This is a genomic window from Streptomyces rimosus subsp. rimosus (assembly GCF_000720725.1).
Classification (GTDB): domain Bacteria; phylum Actinomycetota; class Actinomycetes; order Streptomycetales; family Streptomycetaceae; genus Streptomyces; species Streptomyces rimosus_A.
This window is the reverse complement of record NZ_JOCQ01000126.1, coordinates 1-23464: the sequence shown is the minus strand read 5'-3', so window position 1 is coordinate 23464 and position 23464 is coordinate 1. Positions and strand designations below refer to the sequence as shown.

Annotated in this window: 13 protein-coding genes and 1 pseudogene; 11 read left to right on the top strand and 3 right to left on the bottom strand. The window is 74.0% G+C overall.

What is annotated here, in order from left to right:
- Positions 1–11: 11 nt before the first annotated feature.
- Entirely contained in the window at positions 12–452 is a 441-nt protein-coding gene (locus IH45_RS0137720; RefSeq protein WP_050515467.1) for a hypothetical protein, read from the bottom strand.
- 702 nt (positions 453–1154) lie between these two features.
- Between IH45_RS0137720 and IH45_RS0137715 the strand changes: the two genes are divergently transcribed.
- Positions 1155–2396, top strand: coding sequence for a PP2C family protein-serine/threonine phosphatase (locus tag IH45_RS0137715; protein WP_030679732.1), 1242 nt, complete (start codon positions 1155–1157; stop codon positions 2394–2396).
- Positions 2397–2496: 100 nt separating this feature from the next.
- Here IH45_RS0137715 and IH45_RS0137710 read toward each other — a convergent pair whose 3' ends face one another.
- Positions 2497–3420: an LLM class F420-dependent oxidoreductase gene (locus IH45_RS0137710; RefSeq protein ID WP_030679730.1), complete on the bottom strand. Its 924-nt coding sequence runs from the start codon at positions 3418–3420 to the stop codon at positions 2497–2499.
- A 211-nt stretch (positions 3421–3631) separates the two neighbouring features.
- Between IH45_RS0137710 and IH45_RS0137705 the strand changes: the two genes are divergently transcribed.
- Both IH45_RS0137705 and IH45_RS0137700 read left to right on the top strand, forming a co-directional pair.
- Positions 3632–5275: a 3' terminal RNA ribose 2'-O-methyltransferase Hen1 gene (locus tag IH45_RS0137705; RefSeq protein ID WP_030679727.1), complete on the top strand. Its 1644-nt coding sequence runs from the start codon at positions 3632–3634 to the stop codon at positions 5273–5275.
- Entirely contained in the window at positions 5272–7869 is a 2598-nt protein-coding gene (locus IH45_RS0137700; protein WP_030679724.1) for a polynucleotide kinase-phosphatase, read from the top strand. Before IH45_RS0137705 ends, IH45_RS0137700 begins: the two co-directional genes overlap by 4 nt.
- A 204-nt stretch (positions 7870–8073) precedes the next feature.
- Here the strand turns inward: IH45_RS0137700 and IH45_RS0137695 are convergent, their stop codons facing one another.
- Positions 8074–9354 carry an erythromycin esterase family protein gene (locus tag IH45_RS0137695; protein ID WP_030679721.1) on the bottom strand — a complete coding sequence of 427 codons (1281 nt, stop codon included), beginning with the start codon at positions 9352–9354 and terminating at the stop codon, positions 8074–8076.
- 890 nt (positions 9355–10244) lie between these two features.
- Between IH45_RS0137695 and IH45_RS0137685 the strand changes: the two genes are divergently transcribed.
- From IH45_RS0137685 to IH45_RS0137650, 8 genes and pseudogenes are all read left to right on the top strand, one after another.
- Complete coding sequence (locus IH45_RS0137685) at positions 10245–11003, top strand: Crp/Fnr family transcriptional regulator (RefSeq protein ID WP_030679718.1); 759 nt, start codon at positions 10245–10247, stop codon at positions 11001–11003.
- A gap of 66 nt (positions 11004–11069) precedes the next feature.
- The gene (locus IH45_RS1000000145655) at positions 11070–12110 is read left to right on the top strand and encodes a nucleotidyl cyclase domain-containing protein (RefSeq protein ID WP_063763094.1); all 1041 of its coding nucleotides are present in this window, start codon (positions 11070–11072) and stop codon (positions 12108–12110) included.
- Positions 12107–14407: a hypothetical protein gene (locus IH45_RS0137675; RefSeq protein ID WP_030679710.1), complete on the top strand. Its 2301-nt coding sequence runs from the start codon at positions 12107–12109 to the stop codon at positions 14405–14407. Before IH45_RS1000000145655 ends, IH45_RS0137675 begins: the two co-directional genes overlap by 4 nt.
- Positions 14404–15723, top strand: a complete 1320-nt coding sequence (locus IH45_RS0137670) for a hypothetical protein (protein ID WP_050515466.1) — start codon at positions 14404–14406, stop codon at positions 15721–15723. The genes IH45_RS0137675 and IH45_RS0137670 overlap by 4 nt, the downstream gene beginning before the upstream one ends.
- Entirely contained in the window at positions 15720–16265 is a 546-nt protein-coding gene (locus IH45_RS0137665; RefSeq protein WP_234440829.1) for a Pycsar system effector family protein, read from the top strand. The genes IH45_RS0137670 and IH45_RS0137665 overlap by 4 nt, the downstream gene beginning before the upstream one ends.
- Positions 16262–18673: a vWA domain-containing protein gene (locus tag IH45_RS01000000144545; RefSeq protein WP_050515465.1), complete on the top strand. Its 2412-nt coding sequence runs from the start codon at positions 16262–16264 to the stop codon at positions 18671–18673. Before IH45_RS0137665 ends, IH45_RS01000000144545 begins: the two co-directional genes overlap by 4 nt.
- A 111-nt stretch (positions 18674–18784) precedes the next feature.
- Complete coding sequence (locus tag IH45_RS0137655; protein ID WP_030679698.1) at positions 18785–22264, top strand: tubulin-like doman-containing protein; 3480 nt, start codon at positions 18785–18787, stop codon at positions 22262–22264.
- A pseudogene (locus IH45_RS0137650) lies at positions 22261–23464 on the top strand (hypothetical protein); the annotation flags it as partial. The gene IH45_RS0137655 and the pseudogene IH45_RS0137650, both read left to right, overlap by 4 nt.

The following is a 23464-nucleotide window of genomic DNA, read 5'->3' as shown; positions in this document are numbered from 1 at the left end:
GGGGGTGTGGTTCAGGGGGCGGTGAGGGCGATGGTGTTGTGGGTGGTGGTGGGGGCGTAGTGGGGGGTGCTGGGTGTGGTGGCGTCGTAGCCGGTGGTGAGGAGTTTGAGGGCGGATGCGGGGCGGGGCGGGAGGGCGGGGGTTTTGCACTCGGCGTAGCCGCTGGTGCTTGTGGTGGCCTCGCACAGCAGGGTTTTTTCTCCGGCGACGGTGAACTTGACCGGCAGACCCGCCACCGGGGTGCCGTCGGCTTCGGTGAACTTCGCCTTGATGCCGCTGGTCTGGCGGGTCAGGACGTCGAAGGAGCCGTAATGGGCCATCGCGGTCAGGTGCTTGGGGGCGACGTGGCGGTCCTGGCGGTCCAGGGCGGAAGCGGCGGTGATGGTGAGGGCGCTGGCCAGTGTCAGCGCGGTGGTGGAGATGGCGGCTGTGCGGGTGGCGGGATATTGCACGTCATACCTCTTTCGGTAAGTCGTAACTCCGACTTACCGATCAACGTGCGGATGTCGTCGAGGGTGTGCGATACGGGCCGGTTGAGCCGAAAGAGTGAGACGCGGTGTTGGGGCGATGTGGGCCCGAAGTGCGTTTATGTGTATGGAGGCGGTCCCCAGGGGGTTTCGCGGGTTTTGCGGAGGGTGTTGACCGCTTCATGGCCGATGCGTTCGGCGAGTTGGTGTTACAGATCTTGAAGAAAGCATTCGGCTTGCCGGTGGGAGCTTTCGCCTCTCGCGGTACGGCGGATCAGTCGCTGCCGGGCGGAGGCGGAGGCGGAGCCAGGGACGTGGTTGGGCCTCTGTTCCAGCAGGCAAGAGCTGCACCGGGGGAAGCGGGGCCTCGCGGTGGGGGCGGGCTTCGTAGCGCGGGCTGGTGGCGCGGGTATGCCAGGGTGCCTTACGCATCGATCGTCAGGGTGCCCGACCGTCGGGTTGCCGGTTTCGTACCGGTACGAGGTTTCCTAAGCTCCGCCTGCCGGGTGAGCCCGTCGTGCCGGAGGCGGAAGAGTGCGCGACCGTACCTCGGCGGTACGGTGTGCGGTTCCTCCCCGATCATCAGTGGCGAACCCGGTAGCGGTAACGGACGCCCGCCCCGACCCCGAATTCTCCGGACAGCGGCCCCGCGGGCGCGGTGCGAGACTGCCGGAGGAGGTGAGCACCATGGCCGGGGAAGCCTTTGCGGACGCCTATCCGGGCGCCGAGGGCTACGGAATGCTCGAAACGCTGCTGGAGCACGCCCAGCGCGCGGCGCCGACGGACATGCCCGACCTGGTGAACCGGCATGCCACGGCCCTCGGCCTGCGGCGCGTGAGCCTCTACCTGGTCGACATCCAGCAGCGGCAGCTGTGCCCCCTGGGCAGCGGGCAGCCGTCGCTCGCCGTGGACGGCTCCCACGCCGGATGGACGTACCGCACCCTGGCCATGCGGGTGGAGGACGTGGAAGGCCCCGAGGGCGGCATCCGGATCTGGCTGCCGCTGGTGGACGGGGTGGAGCGGCTGGGCGTACTGGAGGCGCACACCGATCTGCTGGACAGTGAGCGCCTGCGCCGCTGCCGTACGCTGGCGGCGCTGCTGGCCCCCATCATCACCTCGAAGCGGGCCTACAGCGACACGTTCGTACGGCAGGCGCGTACGCAGCCGATGCAGCTGCCCGCGGAGATGGTACGGGCCTTCCTGCCGCCGCGCACGATCGGCAACGAGCAGGCGGTGTCCACCGCGGTGCTGGAGCCCGCGTACGAGCTGGGCGGTGACGCGTTCGACCACTCGATGACGCAGAACACGCTGCACGCCGCCATCATCGACGCGATGGGCCACGACCTGGCCGCCGGCCTGGCTACCTCGGTCGCCCTGGCGGGCTGCCGCAGCGGACGGCGCGCCGGGGCGGATCTGCGCGAGACGGTGGACACCGTCGACCAGGCGCTGTCCGAGTGGCTGCCCGACCGGTTCGCCACCGGTGTCTTCCTCCAGCTGGACCTGGACGACGGGCGGCTGCGCTGGGTCAACTGCGGGCACCCGCCGCCGCTGCTCATCCGCCGGCACACCGTCCTCGACCGCGCGCTGGAGCGTCCCGGCCAGCTGCCGCTGGGCCTGCCCGCCGCGCTGTCCCCGGACCCCCGTACGGTCCACGTGGCGGATCTGGAGCCCGGCGACCGGGTGCTGATGTACACCGACGGCGTAACCGAAGCGCGCGACTCGCAGGGCAGGCTCTTCGGCCTGGAACGCTTCACGGACACGATCATCCGGGCGACGGCGGGCGGCGAGCTGGCCTTCGAGACGCTGCGCCGCCTGATCCACTACATCGTCGGCGACGAGGGCAACGAGCTGCGCGACGACGCCACCATGCTGCTCGTGGAGTGGCTTCCGGGCCCCTGGGGGCCGGGCGGGGACGTACCCGCCGGGTGAGCCCCGCGTCCAGAACCCCGGAACCTCTGGTCTCCCGAGCCCGGTCTCCTGACCCCGGCTCCCCGGCCCCCGGCCCCCCCGGCCCCCCCGGCCTTGATGATCACCCCACCTGAGGCATGACCTCGGAAGCGATCAGCTCCAACTGATCGAGATCGGTCAGATCGAGCATCTGAAGATACACACGCTGGGACCCCGCAGCCCCGAAACGGCCGAGGCGTTCGACGACCTCGGCGGGGGAGCCGGCCAGGCCGTTGGCCTTCAGCTCCTCGACCTCGCGGCCGATGGCGTCCGCGCGGCGCCTGACCTCCGCGTCGTTCCTGCCGACGCAGGCGACCAGGGCGTTGGAGTAGACCAGGTCGTCGGCGTTGCGGCCGCGCTGCTCGGCGGCTGCCCGTACCCGCTTGAACTGCTGCTCGGTGTCGTCCAACGACGCGAAGGGGATGTTGAATTCGTCCGCGTACTCGGCGGCGAGCGCCGGCGTGCGCTTGACACCGTGCCCGCCGATGAGCACCGGCACCTTCGGCTGGGCCGGCTTCGGCAGCGCGGGCGAGTCGGTCAGCTGGTAGAACTTCCCGTCGAAGCTGAAGCGTTCGCCGGTCGGCGTCTTCCACAGCCCCGTGATGATCGCCAGCTGCTCCTCCAGGCGGCCGAACTTCTCCTTGGGGAAGGGGATGCCGTACGCCTTGTGCTCGTCCTCGTACCAGCCGGAGCCCAGGCCGAAGTCGATCCGGCCGCCGGACATCCGGTCGACCTGGGCGACCTGGATGGCGAGCACACCGGGGAGGCGGAAGGTACCGGCCGTCATCAGGGTGCCCAGCCGGATGCGGGTGGTCTCCCGGGCCAGCCCGGCCAGGGTGATCCAGGCGTCCGTCGGACCGGGCAGCCCGTCGGCGCTGCCCATGTGCAGGTAGTGGTCGGAACGGAAGAAGGCGCCGTAGTTCAGGTCCTCGGCGGCCCGTGCGACGCGGAGAAGGGTGTCATAGGTGGCCCCCTGCTGGGGCTCGGTGAAGATCCGGAGTTCCATGCCGCCCATCTTGCCTGCACGAACCGGGCACCGGGACCGGGCGCCGGAACCAGGCACGGCACCAACGGGGCACCAAGCGCACCAAGCGCACCAAGGGGGACGCTGCGAGGGGCACCGCCGTACGCGTACGCGGACGGCCCGATCCCCACCCCCGCCCCCACCCGCGAAATGGCTTTGTCGGATACGTCCCGACCAGGCGATACTCGTACGCGTGTTCCTGACGATAACCACCACCGGCAGCCATGGCCGCCCCGCGACCGACCTCGGGTTCCTGCTGCACAAGCACCCCGGCAAGGCGCAGGCGTTCTCGACGGCGTACGGCACGGCCCATGTGTTCTACCCGGAAGCGGACGACGGCCGGTGCACGGCCGCGCTGCTCCTGGAGGTGGACCCGGTCGCGCTGGTGCGGCGCGGCCGGGGGAAGGGCCGGGGCGGCGCCCCCGATTCGGCGCTCGCGCAGTACGTCAACGACCGCCCGTACGCGGCCTCTTCGCTGCTGGCCGTGGCCCTGAGCACCGTCTTCGCCAGCGCGCTCAAGGGGCAGTGCAAGGCGCGCCCCGAGCTGCCCGCGCAGCCGCTGCCGCTGCGCCTCGACCTGCCCGCGGTGCCCGCGCGCGGCGGTGCCGACCTGGTGCGCAGGCTGTTCGAGCCGCTGGGGTGGACGGTACGGGCCGAGCCGGTGCCGCTGGACGCGACGTTCCCGGAGTGGGGCGACTCGCGGTACGTACGTCTCGGCCTGGAAGGCGAGCACACGGTCGCCGAGGCGCTGCGGCACCTGTACGTGCTGCTGCCGGTGCTGGACGACGCCAAGCACTACTGGGTCGCGCCCGACGAGGTCGACAAGCTGCTGCGGGCCGGCGAGGGCTGGCTGGCGGACCACCCCGAACAGAAGCTGATCACCGGCCGTTACCTGGCCCGCCGCTGGTCGCTGACGCGCGACGCGCTGGAGCGGCTGGAGCTGGCCCGGCTGGCCGAGGCGGACGACACGGCCGCCGAGGAGATCGACAACGCGGTGGAGGAGTCGGCGGAAACCGAGGCGGAGGAGACGCCCGGTACCGAAGCGGCGGACGCGGCGGACGCACCGGAGTCGGCCGAGGTCACGGCGCAGCAGGCGGCCGACGTCGAGAGCCGGCCCGTCCCCCTGGCCGTACAGCGGCGGACCGCGATCCTCGGCGTACTGCGCGAGGTGAAGGCGGCGCGGGTGCTCGATCTGGGCTGCGGCCAGGGCCAGTTGCTGGGCGAGCTGCTCAAGGAGCCGCGGTTCACCGACATCGTCGGCCTGGACGTGTCGATGCGCGCGCTCCAGGAGACGCGGCGCCGGCTGCGGCTGGACCGGATGCCCGAGCGGCAGTCCGAGCGGCTGCGCCTGGTGCAGGGCTCGCTGGCGTACACCGACGCCCGGCTGAAGGGGTACGACGCGGCCGTGCTGAGCGAGGTCGTCGAGCATGTCGACCCGCCGCGGCTGTCCGCGCTGGAGTACGCGGTCTTCGGCGCGGCCCGGCCCCGCTCGGTCGTGGTGACGACGCCGAACGTCGAGTACAACGTGCGCTGGGAGTCGTTGCCCGCCGGGCACGTACGCCACCGCGACCACCGCTTCGAGTGGACGCGGGAGGAGTTCCGGGCTTGGTCCCGGGAGGTGGCGGAGCGGCACGGGTACGAGGTGGAGTTCCGGCCCGTGGGTCCGGACGACCCCGAGGTGGGGCCGCCGACCCAGCTGGCGCACTTCCGCCTGGCGGCGGAGCGGGCAACCGTACCCGCGCCCGCCCGACCCGTTTCCGTACCCACGACCGCACCAGCCCCATCTACCCCGCCCACCCCGTCCACCCCTGCCCCGGCAAAGGAGGCCCAGGCATGACCGACTCCCCTTCCGTCCGCCGCCCGCTGGGTGTCCCCGACCTGTGCCTGGTGGCGCTCATCGGCGCCACCGGCTCCGGCAAGTCCACGTTCGCCGCCCGGCACTTCAAGCCCACCGAGGTGCTCTCCTCGGACTTCTGCCGCGGGCTGGTCAGCGACGACGAGAACGACCAGAGCGCCAGCGGCGACGCCTTCGACGTGCTGCACTACATCGCGGGCAAGCGGCTCGCGGCCGGGCGGCGGACCGTCGTCGACGCCACGAACGTGCAGCGCGAGGCGCGCGCCCAGCTGGTGCAGCTGGCCCGCGAGCACGACGTGCTGCCGGTGGCCATCGTCCTGGACCTGCCCGAGGAGGTGTGCGCGGAGCGCAACGCGGCCCGCGCCGACCGGGCCGGGCTGCCGCGCCGCGTCATCCAGCGCCACCAGCGCGAACTGCGGCGTTCGCTGCGCCACCTGGAGCGCGAGGGCTTCCGCAAGGTGCATGTGCTCAAGGGTGTGGAGCAGATCGAGGCGGCGGAACTCGTCACCGAGCGGCGCTTCAACGACCTGCGGCACCTGACCGGCCCGTTCGACATCGTCGGCGACATCCACGGCTGCCGCTCCGAGCTGGAGACGCTGCTCGGGCGGCTGGGGTACGAGATCGAGCGGGACACGCTCGGCCGCCTCGTGGACGCCCGCCACCCGGCGGGCCGTACCGCGGTCTTCGTCGGCGACCTGGTCGACCGCGGGCCGGACAGCCCCGGTGTGCTGCGCCTGGTGATGGGCATGGTCGCCGCCGGGCACGCGCTGTGCGTACCGGGCAACCACGAGAACAAGCTCGGCCGCTACCTCAAGGGCCGCAAGGTGCAGCACAGCCACGGGCTCGCCGAGACCGTCGCCCAGCTGGAGCAGGAGGACGAGGCGTTCCGCGGCGAGGTCGCCGCGTTCATCGACGGCCTGGTCAGCCACTACGTGCTCGACGGCGGGTCGCTGGTGGTCTGCCACGCCGGGCTGCCGGAGAAGTACCACGGGCGTACGTCCGGTCGGGTGCGGTCCTTCGCGCTGTACGGCGACACGACCGGCGAGACCGACGAGTTCGGGCTGCCGGTGCGCTACCCGTGGGCCGAGGAATACCGGGGCCGCGCCGCAGTGGTCTACGGCCACACCCCGGCGCCGCGCGCGAGCTGGCTGAACAACACCATCTGCCTGGACACCGGCTGCGTCTTCGGCGGCCGGATGACGGCGCTGCGCTGGCCGGAGCGCGAACTGGTCGACGTACCGGCCGAGCGGGTCTGGTACGAGCCGGCCAAGCCGCTGGCCAACGAGGCGCCGGGCGGCGCCGACGGGCGCCCGCTGGACCTGGCCGACGTCGCCGGGCGGCGGGTCGTGGAGACGCGCCACATGGGCCGGGTCGCCGTCAAGGAGGAGAACGCGGCGGCGGCCCTGGAGGTGATGAGCCGGTTCGCGGCCGATCCGCGCCTGCTGCCGTACCTGCCGCCGACGATGGCGCCCTGCGCGACCTCCAAGGAGGACGGCTACCTGGAGCACCCGGCCGAGGCGTTCGCCGCGTACCGGGCGGACGGCGTGCGGGAGGTCGTGTGCGAGGAGAAGCACATGGGCTCGCGGGCCGTGGTGCTGGTGTGCCGCGACGAGGCGGCGGCGCGGGAGCGGTTCGGCGCGGCGGCGGGCGTGAGCGGCGCGGTCTACACCCGTACCGGCCGCCCGTTCTTCGACGACCCGGCCGTCACCGAGCAGGTGCTGAAGTCCGTACGGGAAGCCGCTGAGGGCGCGGGCCTGTGGGAGGAGCTGGCCGACCCCACGGCATCTAGCTCCGGGCATTGGCTGCTGCTGGACGCGGAGCTGCTGCCGTGGTCGCTGAAGGCGGCCGGGCTGCTGCGCGGGCAGTACGCGGCGGTCGGCGCGGCGTCCGGCGCGGCCTTCCCCGGGGCGCTGGACGCGCTGGAGGCCGCCGCGGCCCGTGGCGTGGAGGTGCCGGACCTGCTGGCGCGCCAGCGGGAACGGGCCGCCGACGCCGCCGCGTTCACCGAGGCGTACCGGCGCTACTGCTGGCCGGTGGACGGCCTGGAGGGCGCACGGCTCGCGCCGTTCCAGATCCTGGCCGCACCGGGCCGCAGCCTCGCGGCCGTACCGCACGACGAGCAGCTGGCCTGGCTGGACCGCCTCGTCGAACACGACGGTACGGGCCTGTTGCGACGTACCGGCCGCCTGACCGTCGACACGGAGGACGAGGCGTCGGTCGCGGCGGGCGTCCAGTGGTGGCTCGACCTGACCGCCGCCGGCGGCGAGGGCATGGTCGTGAAGCCGCTGGGCGCGCTGGTGCGCAAGGGCGACGGGCGGCTGGTGCAGCCCGGCGTCAAGTGCCGCGGCCGGGAGTACCTGCGCATCATCTACGGCCCGGAGTACACCCGCCCGGAGAACCTGAAGCGGCTGCGCGTCCGCCACCTGGGCCACAAGCGCTCCCTCGCCCTGCGCGAGTACGCACTCGGCCTGGAGGCACTGGACCGCCTGGCCGAGGGCGAGCCCCTGTGGCGGGTGCACGAGGCGGTCTTCGCCGTGCTGGCGCTGGAGTCGGAGCCGGTGGATCCGCGGTTGTAAGGCCGGAGCGGGCCCGGCCGGGAGCGGCCGGGCCCGGCCAATGGCCGGTATGCGGCGTACGGCGGGCCGACGGCACGCCTCTGGAGAACCAGGTACCGATCGGCACGCGACGGCGCGGCGCTCCCCGGCCGGCAGGACTCTGACTCAGCGCTCCCCGGCAGGCAGGACTCTGACCCAGCGCTCCCCGGCCGATAGCACTCTGACTCAGCGCTCCCCGGCCGGCAGGACCCGGGAGCACGTCGAGCGGGCGATGAACGCGATGCCGTCGTAGTCCTCGGCCGGTACCAGCGGCGCCACGTGGAAGCGGTAGGCGAACCGCGGCACGTTGGCGCCGAAGCTGCGCTGGGCCTGCGCCGACCGCAGCCACCGCGCGGCTTCCGTCGGCGAGCCGTCGGCGGTCAGGTCGACATAGAAGTCACCGGGCACGGCGTGGGCGAACCGCGCTTCGACCGGCCGGGTTCCGGTGCCGATCCGGTGCCGGAGCGGTGGGCCGTGCAGGTCGGTGCCGCGGCGGGCGAGGAAGGAGCCCTTGCCGAAGAGGAGGGCCAGCGCGTAGTAGGCGTCGCCGTAGCGCGCGCGGAGCCTGCTGCCGAGCGCGGGCACCCCCGCGCCGTATGTGCCCTTCGCGATGTGCCCGTTGTGTGCCCAGACCATGACGCGCGCCTGCGGGCTGGTGTCCACCAGGCGTGCCACGGCGTCGGCCATGTAGCGGTCCCGTACGGCGAACACGCTGTCCTCGCCCGTGGGCCGGCCGGGGGAGCGGGTCACCAGGTCGGCGGCGCGGACGAGGATGCGCGCGTGCTCCAACGCGTCGTCGACCGCCGCTGCCGGCTCCCGCGAGCCGTCCTCATCGGCCGCCGTGGGCTGCTCGGCGCACTTCTGCCGGTGCTCGGCGATGAAGTCGGCGAGTGCTTCGGCGCGGTGCACGAGGGGCTGCCGAAGATCGGGCCGGGACGCGGGGCGGGCCTGCGCCAGCACCTCCAGGTCGCGTGCCTCCGCCGCCCGCTCGGGTGCCACCCGGCCCAGGAAGGCGGTGACCGCCGCGACCGAATCGGCGCAGCGCTGCGGATCCGTACCGACGAATCGCACCCGCCGCTCCTCGGGCAGGCCCGCGTTGTGGGCCCGCAGCCACTCGACCAGGTCGAGCATCTCCGCGGTGCGCCAGGTCCAGAACCCCAGCCGGCTGATCAGGCGCCCGGGGTCCCCGGTGCCGTGGCGTACGTACGCGTCCAGCGCGCGGGCGGCGGACGCGCTGGCTTCCATGGCGAGGACGGTGAAGCCCTCCTCGCGCACGAGGAATTCCACCAGCCGGTGCTTGAGCCGGAAGAACTCGTGCGTGCCGTGGGTGGATTCGCCGAGGCCGACGATGCGGACACCGCGCAGGGCGTCGCCCAGCGGCCCCAGATCCCGGTGGGGCGTGCCCGGTTCCAGCGTGTCGAGCGGCCTGGCGTGCTCGGTGAGCCAGCGCGCGATGTCGTCGGGCACCGTGGTGCGTCTCCTGTCTGCGGGTGGCCGGGCGGGGTCCCGGCCGGACCGTGGGTCCGTCAGGGGGCGGGTGGCGGTGCCGGATGCTGCTCCCGGCGCGCCGTGAGGATGTCCCGGAGGCCGCGTACGGCATCCGGATGACCATGCTCGGAATACACGCCGGCGGTGTTGACGACAACTTCGTCCACGCCGGCCCGACCGTATTCGGCCAGCCGTGGCGCGGGGCGCTGGGGTGATTCATGCGCAAATTCGTGCAGATGTCCACGCAGATGTCCACACGAGTGCCGCAGCTTCCGCTCCATGGAGGGGAAGCCGGCGGGCCGCGCCGTTCCGGAGGTGTCGCCGGGTTGATCATCCGCCGCGGCGGGGCCTTCTCGTCGGCCCCGCATTTCGCCGCGCCTCGCACCCGGACCGGTTGGAGGGCATCAAGCCTCAAAGTCGGCAAATGTGTTGGTTCAAAGCGCAGTTCGCTTTAATCACTCAGCAACGGGTCGCATTCGTACGCAAGTTGACAATTGGCGCACCCTCTCTGTAGCGGCGACAGTACTCGGGGTGTGCGTCGCCGAGATGTCCCCGGTGTGCGGTCGGACGTGTCGAGGTACGCATGTTCGGTGAGGTCAACGACGTTGTGATGCAACCGAGTTGAGTGACGGACGAGCGTTGACGTGGTCTGGTCAGATCCCTACTGTTCTGTAACTCAACCGAGCGCAGCTCGATCGATTCACGTAAGAACCTCGCCGGTAACGGTCGAAATCAGAGACGAGCCCATTTCTCCGCCACGCTGAGGAACCGGGTCGGGGCCCCAGGGCGACCACATGCACAAGAGCGCACATCCAGTGGGCCCCGGGCGTCCGGGGACGCGGTGAGCGCAACATCGGGGGAGGGGACGGATGAGTCTCTTCGAGGACGGCAGGCCCTTTCTGCGGGCGCTGCCGGCACAGGACCGGCGGGCGCTGCTCGCGCTCGGCCGGGCCCGCGGTTACGCGCCGGGCGAGGTCGTCCTCAGGGAGAACGACACCACCACCTTCGTCGTGGCGATCGTCAGCGGCTGGGCGAGCGTTTCCCTGGAGACCGAGCGGGGCGTACGGCTGATCCTCGCGCTGCGCGGCAGCGGCGAGGTCGTCGGTGACCAGGCCGCCGTCGACCACCGCCCGCGCAGCGCCACCGTCACCGCGCTCGGCCCGCTGGACGGGGTGGTCGTACCCGGTGACCGGTTCCGCGGCTACCTCGCGGCCCGGCCCGTCGCGACCGTACTGATCATGCGGCAGTTCAGCTCCCGGCTGCGCAGCTCGGACGGCGAACGGCGGTCGCTGGCCTCGGAGAAGGTGCTGCAACGGCTCGCGGCGCGGCTGGTGGAGCTGGCCGAGCGCACCGGGCACCCCGGGGAGGGCGGCGTCGACGTCGATCTGCCGCTGCCCCAGCACGACCTCGCGGCGGCCGTCGGCTCCACCCGCGAAGCGGTGGCCAAGGCGCTGCGGCTGCTGCGCGAGCAGGGCGTCGTACGGACCGGCCCGCGGCGGCTGGCCGTGCTCGACCTCGCGCTGCTGCGGCTGCTCGCCGAGGGGCGCGCGGTCGGCGGACGGGCAGCCGGCGGGGCCGTACGCCCCGGCGGGTCCATACGTCCCGAGGAATCCCCGCCGGCTGTGTAAACGGCTACAGCCACCCTCTCCCGCCCCGGCCATGCTGCTGCACGTCGGCACGAACCTGGAGGTCCAGTGAGCACGGAAGCCTTGCACCGACTCGTCGTCAGCGGAGACGTCTGCGGATCCGGACGGCTGGGGCTGCGTGCCAAGCTGCGGATGCGCGAGACGATGTACGACGTCTTCGAGGCGGGATTCACCGCCGTGGGCGTCACCGAGGAGTCCTTCCACCTGGAGGACCGCGGGGACGGCGTCCTGGTGGCCCTCGACCCGCACGTACCCTCCGCCCAGCTGGTCGGGCCCTGGCTCGAAGGGGTCTACCAGCGGCTGCGGCAGGTCAACGAAGGGCGCGCGGAGCCGCTGCGGCTGCGCGTCGCCATGCACGCCGGGCCGGTCGTCCGGGACGGCCGGGGCCTGGCGGGCCGGGCCGTGGACCTCGCTTGCCGGCTGTGCGACAGCGACACGGCCAGGAGCGTCATGCGCCTGGCGGACCGGGCGCCGCTGCTGTTCGTGGTGTCCGACTCGCTGTACCGCGACGTGGTGGCGGAAGGCGGCATCTGCATCGAGCCGGAGCACTACCGCAAGGCGCGGGTGTCGGAGAAGGAGACGGACGAGGAGGCGTGGTTCCACGTCCCCCGGCTGCCGCTTCCGCCGCTGCCGGACGTGACATCACAGGAGGCACCGCCGGACGCGGCGGTGCGGGCGCGGGAGCGGCCGTGCGCGACGGGGGTGCGCGCGGCCCAGGGCCCGGCGCCGGAGCAGGGCGGCGGGGCGGGGCATGGGGGTACGGTCCCGCCGCCCGCTTCCGGGCCCGGGCCGGCCGCCGGTACGGCCCCGGCCCCCGCGCCGCAGCCCGCCGGGTACGCCACCAAGTACCACTTCGACCACATCGGCGGCAGCAACCAGATCTACGACGGCAACACGTTCAACGGGGACTTCACGGGCGTACGGCAGGGCGATGCCGTCGCGGTACAGGGCGACCCCGCACCGCGACGGTCCGCACCGGAACAGTCCGCACCGCGACGGTCCGCGACGGACGGCGCCGAGGTCGGCATCGAGGTCGGCACCGAGGACAGCGCCGAGGTCGGCACCGGACCCGAAGGCGGTGCCCGGTGACCGACGTCGACGACGGGGCCGCACCGGCCGCTGAGCAGCCCCCGCCCCAGCCCGAAGGCAAGCCCGCCAAGGACGACGATGCCGCGAAGGCCGCGAAGGGCGCCAAGGACGGCCGGGCGGAAACCCCCGAACAGCCCGAGGAGAAGCCACGGCTGGACGCCCCCAAGGGCAGCCCGCTGGGCGGTGCCGGGGAAGCGGGCGGCGCCCGAACCGCCCGCGAGGCCCGCACCAACCTGCACGTCGAGGGCGACAGCCAGATCTACGACGGCAACACCTTCTACCAGACCCAGATCCGCGTCGGTGTCGGCGCCGACACCGTCTTCGTCGACGGGCCGGTGCCGGACGAGGAGCTGGAGCACCTGTCCCGGATCTACTGCCCGGCTCCCGGCTACGACGCGATGCGGACCCGGCTGGAGCGCACACACCTGCTGGCGCTCTGCGGCGAGCCCGGCACCGGCCGTACCACCACCGGCCTCGCCCTCCTCAAGGACATCGCCCCGGAGGTGTCCCGCCTGGATCCGTCCACCGCGCTCGGCAGCGTCGACCAGGACAAATTCGAGTCCGGGCGGGGCTATCTGCTCGAACTGCCCGCCGAGGACGCCGTAGCCGTGCCCGGCGCGGCCCGCGGCTCCGACCAGGGCGACGGGGCCGGCCACCGGCCCTCCGAACTGCACCTGGACCGGCTCAGCGCCCTGCTCGCCGGGCGCGGCGCGTACGGCGTCCTGGTCGTGGGCAGCGGCGACTTCGCCGACCGGCTGGTGCGCGGCCGCTACGGCGCGCTGTGCGTGCCCCCGCCCGCCGACGACGTCCTCGAACGCCATGTGGCCGACCTGCTCGCCGACGCGCCGCTGGAACTGCGGCACCTGGCCCACGCCAACGCCCGGCGCCCCGACGTACGGCAGGCGCTGGGCCTGGACGAACTGCGGCCGGGCGAGGCGGCCCTGCTCGCCACCCACCTCGCCGCGCACGCCAAGGGCGACACCGACGATGCCCAACTCCTAGCCGAGTGCGCCTGGTTCGCGCCGCGTCAGGCGCAGGAGTGGTTCGCCGGAGCGGACCGGCCCGGCACCCTCCCCGAGGCACTGCCCGCCCTGCGCGCCGCGGCCCTGCGACTGTCGCTCGCGGTCTTCAACGGCTCCGCGGAGAGCCTGGTGACCGAGGCCGGCGAACTGCTCGCCTGGGAGCTGGCGGTCACCCTCGACCCCCAGTACGCCCCGGGCCGCTCCCTGTTCACCGCGCAGACCGCGGCCCGGCTGGCCGCGGCCCGCGCCGTACCGGGCCGCGGCGTCGAGGACCTGGGCGACGCGGCCATCCCCGTACGGGTGGCGCGCTACCAGGGGCGCAGGCTGGCCACCGCCGTCCTGTACGAGGCATGGGACGGCTACCACAACGCACGTGGCCCGCTGACCCGCTGGCTGCGGTCCCTGTGCGACGACCAGCGCCCCCAGATGTGGGTGCGCGCCGCGATCACCGCGGGCGCGCTGTGCGCCCGGGACTATCTCTACGGATTCTCCGAACTGCTGCTGCCGCTCGCCCGCGCCGACAGCCCGGTGCAGCAGATGGCGGCGGCCACCGCGCTGGCCGAGGCGTCCCGCGCCCCGGAGGTGCAGCCCGCCGTGCGCGGCCTGCTGCGCGACTGGGCGCGCGGCGAGGACCGGGCCGCCCGCGAGACGGCCGCCTTCGCCCACGGGTACGGCCTCGCCGCCGGCTCGGTCGCCGCTTCCCTGGACGAACTGGGCCGGATCGGCTCCCGGGAGGACGACGGCAAGTCCGTCGACGCCGCCTCGTACAGCATCGTGCGGCTGCTGGCGGGCCCCGAACCGGACGTCGTGCTCAGGCGGCTGGCCCGCTGGCTCGGCGACCGGCGGCAGGCCCGGCAGAACCTCGCGCTGATGGTGGTGCTGCGCGCGCTGGCCACCCGCACCTCCCACCTGTGGGGGCTCAAGGACCGGCCCGCGCTGGAGCCGTACGGCTCCTGGCCGCTGGTGGCGGCGCTGCTGGCGGCCCACCCGGAGCGGGCGCCCTGGCTGGCGGACCTGGTGCACACCACGCTCGGCACGGCGCGGTCGGGCGCCGCGGCGCAGGAGGAGACGGGCCGCTGGATGCGGCGGGCGGCCAAGGACCAGCGGCAGCTCGACGTGCTGTGCGCATTCCTGCCCCGGCTGGTGGAGGAGCGGCGCGACCGGGACCGGTTGCTGCTGCTCGTCGCCCGGCTGGAACGGGACAGTGACGAACCGCTCGCCCCCCGGGCGGCCGCGCGGATGCGGGCGGTGCTGGAAGGAGAGGGACGACGATGACGCAAGACGGCCGGAACGGCGCGCAGCACGGCCACGGGCCGGAGCCGGGCGCGCCCGCGGGGCAGGGGCCGGGAGGCGGAGCTGCGGTGCGGGGGCCGCTGGTCCAGGAGTACGAGTCGGCCGGCCGGTTCCGGCGGCCCAGCATGCAGGTGGCGGCGGTGCTCCGGTACGAGAACGGCGGCTACAGCGTGGTGTGGCCGGACCGCCGCGAGGACGTCAACAAACCGCTCTTCCGCGGCCCGTTCCGGGTCATGGAGGTGCGGATGGGATGGCACACGACCGAGTTCCGCACCGAACTGCCCGCGGCGGGCGACGCGGAGTCCTTCCGCGCGTCCGTGGAGGTGCGCTGGCGCGTCGTCGACGCCTACGCGGCGGTCTGCGCCAACGTCTGGGACCTCGCCGGGTACTTCTCACCCGTACTGCTCAAGGCGCTGCGCGGGGTGACCAGGCGCTACCGGATCAGCGAGGCGGAGCGGGCCGACCGGGCGGTGGAGGCCGAGCTGGCCGACCTGCGCCCGGGCGAGGAACTGGGCCTGCAGACCGATGTGTTCGTACGGATCGACCTGAGCGAACGCGGCATCAGCGCGGAGCGGCAGCGCACCGAGATCGACCACGAGGGCGACCTCGCGCGGCGGCAGCACGCGGAAGAACTGAAGAAGGAACGGCGGGAACAGGAATTGACCCGGATGCGGGCCGCGGAGCTCCAGGAGATGCTCAGCGGCAGCGACGACAGCCGGATCGCGTGGTTCATGGCCCGGGACAAGGCCCGTGCCTGGGACATCCACCAGGCGATCCTCCAGGAGCGCCGCGAGGAGCGGGCCCTGTCCATCGAGACGGTGTTCCGCTTCGTGGACGGCGGCCTGATCGAACGGCACGACCTCAACGACCAGACGCTGGCCGCCATCGACTTCCTGCGCTCGACGACGAGCGGGGTGGTCGGGCGGGCGGCCGACTCCTTCCTGGAGCAGCCGCGGCGGCGCGCGCTGGAGGACGGCGAACGCGGCGCCGAGCGCGAACGGGTCCGCGAGCGGCAGCGGATGGACTGGGCGCAGGAACCCGATCCGGACGCCGCGCCGGCGCCCGGACGGGAGCCGGCGGACGGAGATCCGGCGTACGACGACGACCGGTACGGCAGCGACGACCGGTACGGCGCCGACGGCGGGTACGCCACCGAGCGCGGCGACTCCCCGTACGAGCAGAACGACCGCGGCCGGGTCTACGAGCCCGATCGCGTCCAGCCCGCCGCCGAACGCGACGACCACCGTGACAAGCCCGCGCCGCGCCGCGGCCGGGGCCTGGACTGGGGGGACGAATGACCACCTGCGCTCCGCCCGCGCCCGTATCCGCACCGGCCCCCGCCCATGGGGCCTGCACCTGCCCTGCCTCCGCATCCGGCCCCGACTTCGTGGCCGAGCGCCTGCTGAAGGCCGTACGCGAAGAGATCAGCCGGGCCGACACCAAGGCGTCCGTCATGATGACCGGCGCCACGGCGGCGCTGGTCCTGCTCTTCGGCCGGGACGGACAGCTCTTGGCGATGCCCGCCGTCCGCGCCACCCTGCTGATCACCGGCACGGTGCTCTGGACCCTGGGCATAGCCATGCTCGTCGCGGCGGTGCTGCCCCGCACCCGTACCGCGGCGGACGGCTGCCTGACCTTCCTCCCGCAGCTGACCAGGGGCGCGTCCGCCGAAACCCTGCTGCCGCGGGTGGCCCTCGCGGGCCGCGACACCGGGCAGTGGGCCGTCGAGCAGGCGTGCGCCCTCGGCCGCATCCTCGGCGCCAAGTACCGCTGGCTGCGCTGGGGCGTCGGCTGCCTGGCCGCCGGGGGCTCCTGCGCGCTGGCCGGAGGCCTGTGGTGAGCGCGGCGCACCGGACCCGGCCGGCCGCCGTACGGACGCGGTGCGGAGCACGCCGCGCCGTCGTGGCGGCCCTGACCGCACTCTGCGCGGCCGTACCGCTCGGCCCGCCGCCCGCCTGGGCCGCGCCCACGCCCACCGCCCCGGCGGCGGGCCCGGCACCCGTCGACTTCTCCGTCGTCGTGGACGCCTCGGCCAGCATCAACAAGGAAGCGCTGGCCCGCGAGGCCGAGGCCGCCGCGCTGATCGGCCAGGGCGAGATCTCCGAGCGCTCCCGCGCCGGCGTCATCGGCTTCGGCAGCGCGGAGAAGGAGGGCCAGCAGCCCGTACGGGAAGTCTGTCCGCCCACCGTCGTGGACGCCGCGGGCCGCCAGCGCATCAGCGACTGCGCCCGCCGCCTCACCGACCGCGCGGACTCCGGCCTCGGCCCCGGTACGGACTTCCCCGCCGCCCTCACCCAGGCCCTGACCCGGCTGCGCGAGAGCGGCACCGAAGGCGCTGCCAAGGTCATCTTCCTGCTCACCGACGGCAAGCTGAACGTCGAGGACAGCCCCGCCTACGGGGCCGACCCCGCCGCCCGGCGCCAGGAGGGCGAGAAGCGGCTGCGCGAGGTGCTCGACCAGGCGCGCCGCGAACACGTGCAGATCTGGCCGCTGGGCTTCGGCAAGGGCATCGACGAGAAGGCCCTCCGGCAGATGGCCGACGGCGGCTACCGCAACGGCTGCGCCGACCTGCCCGGCGCCCGGCCGCGGCCACAGGTCGTGGACGGCGCGGCGGACGTGGACCGGGCGCTCCAGGACGCGTTCGCCGCCGCCCGCTGCGCCCGCGTCGAGCAGGGCACCAGCGGCAAGCCGCCCGGCGAACTGGAGGTGACCATCCCGCCGATCGCCACCGACGGCTCGATCACGGTGACCAAGCGCGACCCGCGGGTGACCGCCACCTACTACGACCCCAAGGGCCGCAAGGTGCCCCTGCAAGGGGAGTTCGACGGCTCCCGCTTCGAGGTCAGCGGCCAGGACGGGCCGGTCGAGGCGCTGCGGGTCAAGGACCCGCTGCCGGGGAAGTGGCGGGTGAAGCTGTCCGCGCCCGAGGGACACCGGGACCAGCCCGCGACCGTACGGGCCATCTGGCAGGGCGTGCTGCGGTCCTCGGTCACCCTGGAGCCGTCCGCGCCCCGGTCCGGCGAGAACGTCGTCGTACGGATGCGGCTGCAGACCCGGCGCGGCGTGGTGATCACCGACCCCGGGCAGCTCGCCGGACTGCGGGCCGCCGCCCAGCTGTCCGGCGACGGCTTCGAGCCGGTGGACGTGCCGCTGCGCGACGACGGCCGGGGGCCCGACGGGAAGGCCGGTGACGTGCTGTTCGGCGCCACGGTCACGGTGCCGAGGACGGCCACCGGCGCGCTGCGGCTGACCGGCGCGATCGCCGCGCCCGGTGTCACCGGCGACCGGCGGCCGTACGACACCCGCGTCTCCTCGGGGGCCGCGCCGGTGGCGGCCGGAGTGACGCTGGAGGGCCACGACGTGCACCCCGGCGGCACGGTCGGCGGCAAGCTCGTCGCCCGCAACAACGACAGCCGCCCGCACACCCTGCGGCTGGGCCTGGCCGACCAGTCTACGGCGGCGGCCCTGCGCATCAGCCCGGCCACCGTCACCGTCGCGCCCGGCGCCCAGCAGCCGGTGCCCTTCACCGTGACCTTCGGTCCGGGCGCCCCGCCGGGCGACGCCGGCGGCCGGATCACCGTCACCGACCGGACCGACGGCGGCCGGGAGGTCGGCTCCGCCTTCCTGACCGTCACCGTCACCCCGGCGCCCACCTGGTGGGACCGCTGGTGGTGGGCGGTCGTCGGCGGCGCCGGACTGCTGCTCGCGGCGGCCGCGGTCATCGTCATCCGCGCCGTCACCGCGCGCAGGCAGGAATCACTGCAAGGACTCGTCCTCGAACTGCGCCGGGGCGGCACCACGCTGGGCGAACTGAAGGTGCGCGGCGCCCGGACCCGGACGTTCTGCTTCGCGGTGGACAACCCGTCCTCGCCGCGCCCCGGCCTGCGCCGCCGGGACCCGGGCGCGGCACAGGCGTACCGGCTCCAGCGCAGGGGCGACGGGCTGCGGCTGCGTGCCCCCAGGGGCGGCGAGCAGCCGGTTCCGCGCGGCGCGCCCGTATCGCTCGACCACGACCTGGAGCTGTTCGTGCGTGGCGGGCGCGGGACGGGCCGGGAGCGTACGGGACAGGGGCGCAGGCCGGGCACGGCGGCCGGCGCCCGGAACACGGCCGGGCGGTTCACCGGACGGTTCGGCCGGGGCGCCGCGCCCGGCGCTTCCGCCAACGGCGGCGGCAGGCAGTCCGGCCCGGCCGGAGCCGGCGGTTCGGGCGGGGCGAGCGGATCGGCCGACTATGACGGCGCGTTCTGAGACGTCCGCGCCACCGGGCGGCGGCCCGCGCACACCGCCGCCCGGACCCCCGGCAGCACCACATCTCGCAGCACAGGCCGCCCCCGACGGGCGGACGAGGGGAGCGACACCATGAAGATCTACCAGCCCATGCTGTTCGTGGGGCTGGGCGGCACCGGCGCCCGGATCGGCGCCGAGCTGGAGCGGAACCTGCGCCGCGAACTGTGCGGACCGGACGGCACCAACCTGGTCGGCCACAGCAAGCAGCGCATCCCCTTCCAGCTGCCGGACTGCCTGCAGTTCGTCTACGCGGACTTCAGCGAGGCCGAGCTGGGCCGGCTGCCGCACCTGGGCGCCCGCGGTCCCGAGGCGGCGGCGTTCGCCCGTACCTCCCGGGCGGTGCACAACCTGCTGCCCACCTACGACAATTCGCCCGAGATGACCCGCATGCTGCGCATCGCGCAGCACGACGAGACCGCCGGCTGGCTGCCGCCGAGAGTGGACGAGCCCCGCGTCTCGCCGCTGCACACCGGCGCCGGACAGCTGCCCACCGTCGGCCGGGCCGCGCTGTTCGCCACCATGCGGCACGGCCCCGAACAGGTGCTGGGCCCGCTGCGCGCGGCGGTCGACGCGCTCAGCAAGGCGGCGGGGGACCTCCAGGAACTGGGCGGCGGGCGGATCCGCGGCTACGACGTGTTCGTGGCGTTCTCCGTCGCGGGCGGCACCGGGGCGGGCATCTTCTACGACTTCCTGCACCTGCTCGGGCACGTCTTCCACTCGGTGAACCTGCCGGGCGCCAAGATCTACCCGCTGGTCGTGATGCCGTCGGCGTTCCCGCCGGAGTCCGGCGGCGGCCGGGAGGCCGAACTGAACGCCGCCCGCGCCCTGGTCGACCTCTCGCACCTGGTCGACGACCAGAACGCGGCAGAGGCCACCGAGACCCTCGGCGACGTGGAACAGCGCTCCTCACTGAGCGTGAAGTACCCGGAGATGGCGCCGGTCGGCCTGCGCACCTCCACCGTCCAGACGGCACTCCTGTTCAGCCGTACCGCCGGCATGCGCCCCGACGACCTGCGCCGCTCCATCACCGCGATGGTCACCTCACTGATCGGCACCGACCTGGGCGAGGAGAACGCCCGCGGCCGCGCCGACGACGTCTTCCAGACCTTCGCCGAAAGCTTCGTCAACAGCGGCAACGTCCGGTCGGCCCCCGCCGCCACCGGCATCGGACTGCAGGGCATGTCGACCGCGCTGGCCGCCTCCATGACCGTGCCGGTCGACGAACTCGCCGAGATCGTCGCCGCCCGGATGCTCGCCTGCGCCGTACGCGGCCTGGTGGACCGGGCCCGGCAGGGCGGCGCCGACCAGCGCAAGCTGGTCGCCGAGGCGTTCAAGGAGTCCGGCGTCGAGGACGTGTGGACCCGGGAAGCGCTGGAGGTGCCCGCGCCCGACCCGGTGCCCACGGGAGCCAGGGCCATCAGCCAGGCGCTGCGCGACCGCGTCGGCGACATGGAGGACCAGCTCGCCCAGCTCGACCGGCAGCTGGACCGCCGCTCGGTGGAGCTGGCGGAGCGCTTCAACCCGCGCCGCGGCCTGCTCTCCCTGCTCAAGGAGCACGATCCGTTCCGCCTGGAGCGGGTGTTCACCGGCAACCCGGGCGACCGCGACCGGGTCGCGCAGGCCGGCTTCTCCGGCATGCTCGACAACCGGCGCAACCGCCCGCAGCGCCCCGAGGGCGTGGACACCAGCCCGCCGCCGGTGCCGCGCATCCACCGCCGGATGGCCGGCGTGGTGCCCGCCCGCTGGGGCGACCCCGAGGTGGAAGCCGCCCTCCAGGAGCAGGACACCTGGTACCGCTGGGCGGCCTGCCGGGTCTGGCACGGCCGCTGGAAGGAGCAGGAGCACCGCTGGCGCCCGCTCGCCGACCGGTCCATGAAGGAACTGACCGCTCTCGTACGGGCCTTCCGCGACCACGAGGAGGAGGAGAACGGCCTGTTCCGCGAGCGGCGCCGTGAGCTGTACCGCGAGGACCACACGGGCGTCTCGTACCTCCTCCCGCCGCAGGACACCCTCGACGCCTTCTACGACGACGTGCTGACCCGCCTCCTCCAGGGCGTGGACCTCCCGGACCACCAGGACGAGGCCGCGCTGCTCGTCCGCATCGTCGAACCGCAGCACTGGGAACACGCCCTGGAAGCCGTGCAGCGCTCGCCGCGCGCCGCCGTCAAGGAGGTGAAACAGGTCCTGGAGGCTCGCATCAAGAAGCTGTTCGGGGAGGCCGGGGTCCACCAGGAACGGCCGCTGCTGCCGTCCCTGGGCGACCTGCTCGCGGCCGCGTCCGGCGACGAGGAGGCCGCCAAGGCGGTGGACGAGAAGTGGCTCGCACAGTTCCGTTCCCAGCTCGCGGGCCTGCTGCCGGCCGGGTTCACACCGGACGGCACCGGAAAGCTGAAGACGCTCATCGTGCGCCCGCGGGTCAAGGACAAGGCCGGCGTGGACCGCTTCCTGGAGCAGACGCTGCTGCTGCCGCGGGACGAGAACCGGCTGCCGACCGAGTTCCGCGGCGTGCCCACCGAGTCCATCACCGTCGTACTGTTCCGCAGCGAGATGAGCCTGACCGACATCTCCGAGGTGCGGCAGGTGCTGCGCCTGTGGGGCCGGGCCAGGGAGCGGGAGGGCCGCGAGGACTACCTCCAGTGGCGCCAGCGCACCGGCTACCGCGACTCCTGGCTGGCCAGCACGGAGGCCGACCGGCAGCGGGTGCTCCAGCGCATGCTGTGCGCGATGTGGAACGGCCGGGTCGAGGTCACCGGCGATCCGCTCTCTCCGGACAGCGTCTGCTTCCGGCTGCGCGGCGGCGACTCGGCGACCATGACGCTGGCCCTCCAGCCGTACGACCGGGACGTCTCCAGCTGGTCCGACCTGCTGCGGGCGTACGAGCGCTGGGCGCTGCTGGACGCCGGATCGGCGGTCAAGGACTTCTGCTCGGTGCTGATGGAGGCCCTGCCGGAGGGACTGAGCACCACACCCAGGGAGCCGGACCCGCTGTTCTGGACGTTCCTGCGCGAGGTGGCCCCGGCGCAGGCCGCCCGGCTGCGGCAGCGCGCCCAGGACCTGGACGCGGACGACCAGGACTGGATCGACCCGCTGCGGCACTTCTGGACCACGACCCTGGACGGTGCCCTGAAACTGCGCTTCCCCCGCGGCTTGCGGGCCAACCGGCCCACGCTGCGCGCCCTGGCGCAGGCGCAGGCACAGCAGCGGAAGGGCGGCGGCGCACCGAACCGGCTGCACCGGGCCAACGGGCACGAACCGGCCGGGGAGGAGCGGGCGCGCGGGACCCGGCCGTACGGGACCGATCCGTACCAGGCCGATGCGGATCCGTACCAGGCCGGTCCGTACGACAGCGGACGGCACGGGCCCGAACGGCAGGCGGCCGACCCGTACGAGCCGCAGCCCCGGCAGGCGGCCGACCCGTACGAACCCTCAGCGGCCGGACCGCACGAGCCGCGGCCGAAGCCCGAGGGGACGGCGCGCTCCGCGGACCGTACCGACAACGGCCTGTGGGCCGACCCGTGGGACGAGGAGCCGAGGGAGGAGGACCTGCTGTGAACTCCCGTACCCCCGAACCGGTCGTCACCCTCGACCTGCGGGACGGCCCCGGGGACCTGGCCGGCGTGGACGGGCTGCACCGCGCTGTCCGCGCCGCGCTGGACGGTGCCGCCGGCCGGCCGGCCGAGCGGTTCCTGCTCGTGGACACCGCCGACGGCCTCGCCCGCCACCAGCGGACCTACGAACAGGTCCTCGCCTACGGCCCCGGCCACGCGCTGTGCGTCGCGGTCGGCGCCCCGCCCGCCGAACCGGGCGACGGCATCGCCGTACCGCCCGCGCCGACCCCCTGGGCCCTGAACCGGCCCTCGCCGCTGCGCCCGCCCGCCGTCGGGGTGCTGTGGATCCTCGACCCGCACTGCGGCACGGCCGTCGGCCCCGCGCCGGAGGAGGACGCGGGCGCGCTCCGCCCGCTCCTCGAACTCCTCGCGGCCCCCGCCGTGTTCGACGCCGTCCTGCACGCCGTTTCGGAGATCCCCGACGGGGTGGCCGTGCCCGCCCTGCGCGTCCTGGAGCACGACATCTCGCCCACCGCCCGCGCCCGCGTCTGGCGGCAGGCGCTGGCCGACCTGGTCGGCCAGGACGACCCCGGCGGCCGCATCTCGGTCGCCGACCCGGAGGCGGGCGGCGTGCCCGCCGCGCTGGCGCCACTGGTCGGCGCCGGAATGCCGCGGAGCGTGGAACGCGCGGAGTGGCGGCGCGCGGGCGGCGAGGCCGACGAGCGGTTCCGGGCCTGCGAAGCGGCGCTGGACGAGGCCGAGGAGGCATACGAACGGCAGCGCGGCGCGGGCGGTCTGCTGCGCGGCCCGGCCGGGGATGCCGACCTCGCCGAGAGCCTGGACGCCGCCGCCGGCGAACTGGCCGCCTACCGCGAGACCGTCGCCGAGACCCTCCGCGACGGCGACGGCGTCGGACTGCCCCCGGAACAGCGCCGCCGGCTGTACGAGCACGGCATCGACCTGCCGCGGGTGCCGGAGGCCGCCCGCGACCGGATCGGCCCCGGCCTGCGCGGCTTCGCCCAGAACCTGCTGGCGCGCCGCCTGCCGCTGCGTTCGACGGCGGCCCGGCTCAGCGCGCTGTCCGACCTGGCCACGCCCACCGGCAGCGCGGCCCGCCTCGGCCGGCTCGACGAGCTGTGCCCGCCCGACCTGCCGCGGCAGCTGGCCGGGCCGCGGCCGTTCGAGGTGCGCGGCGCGGCGTACG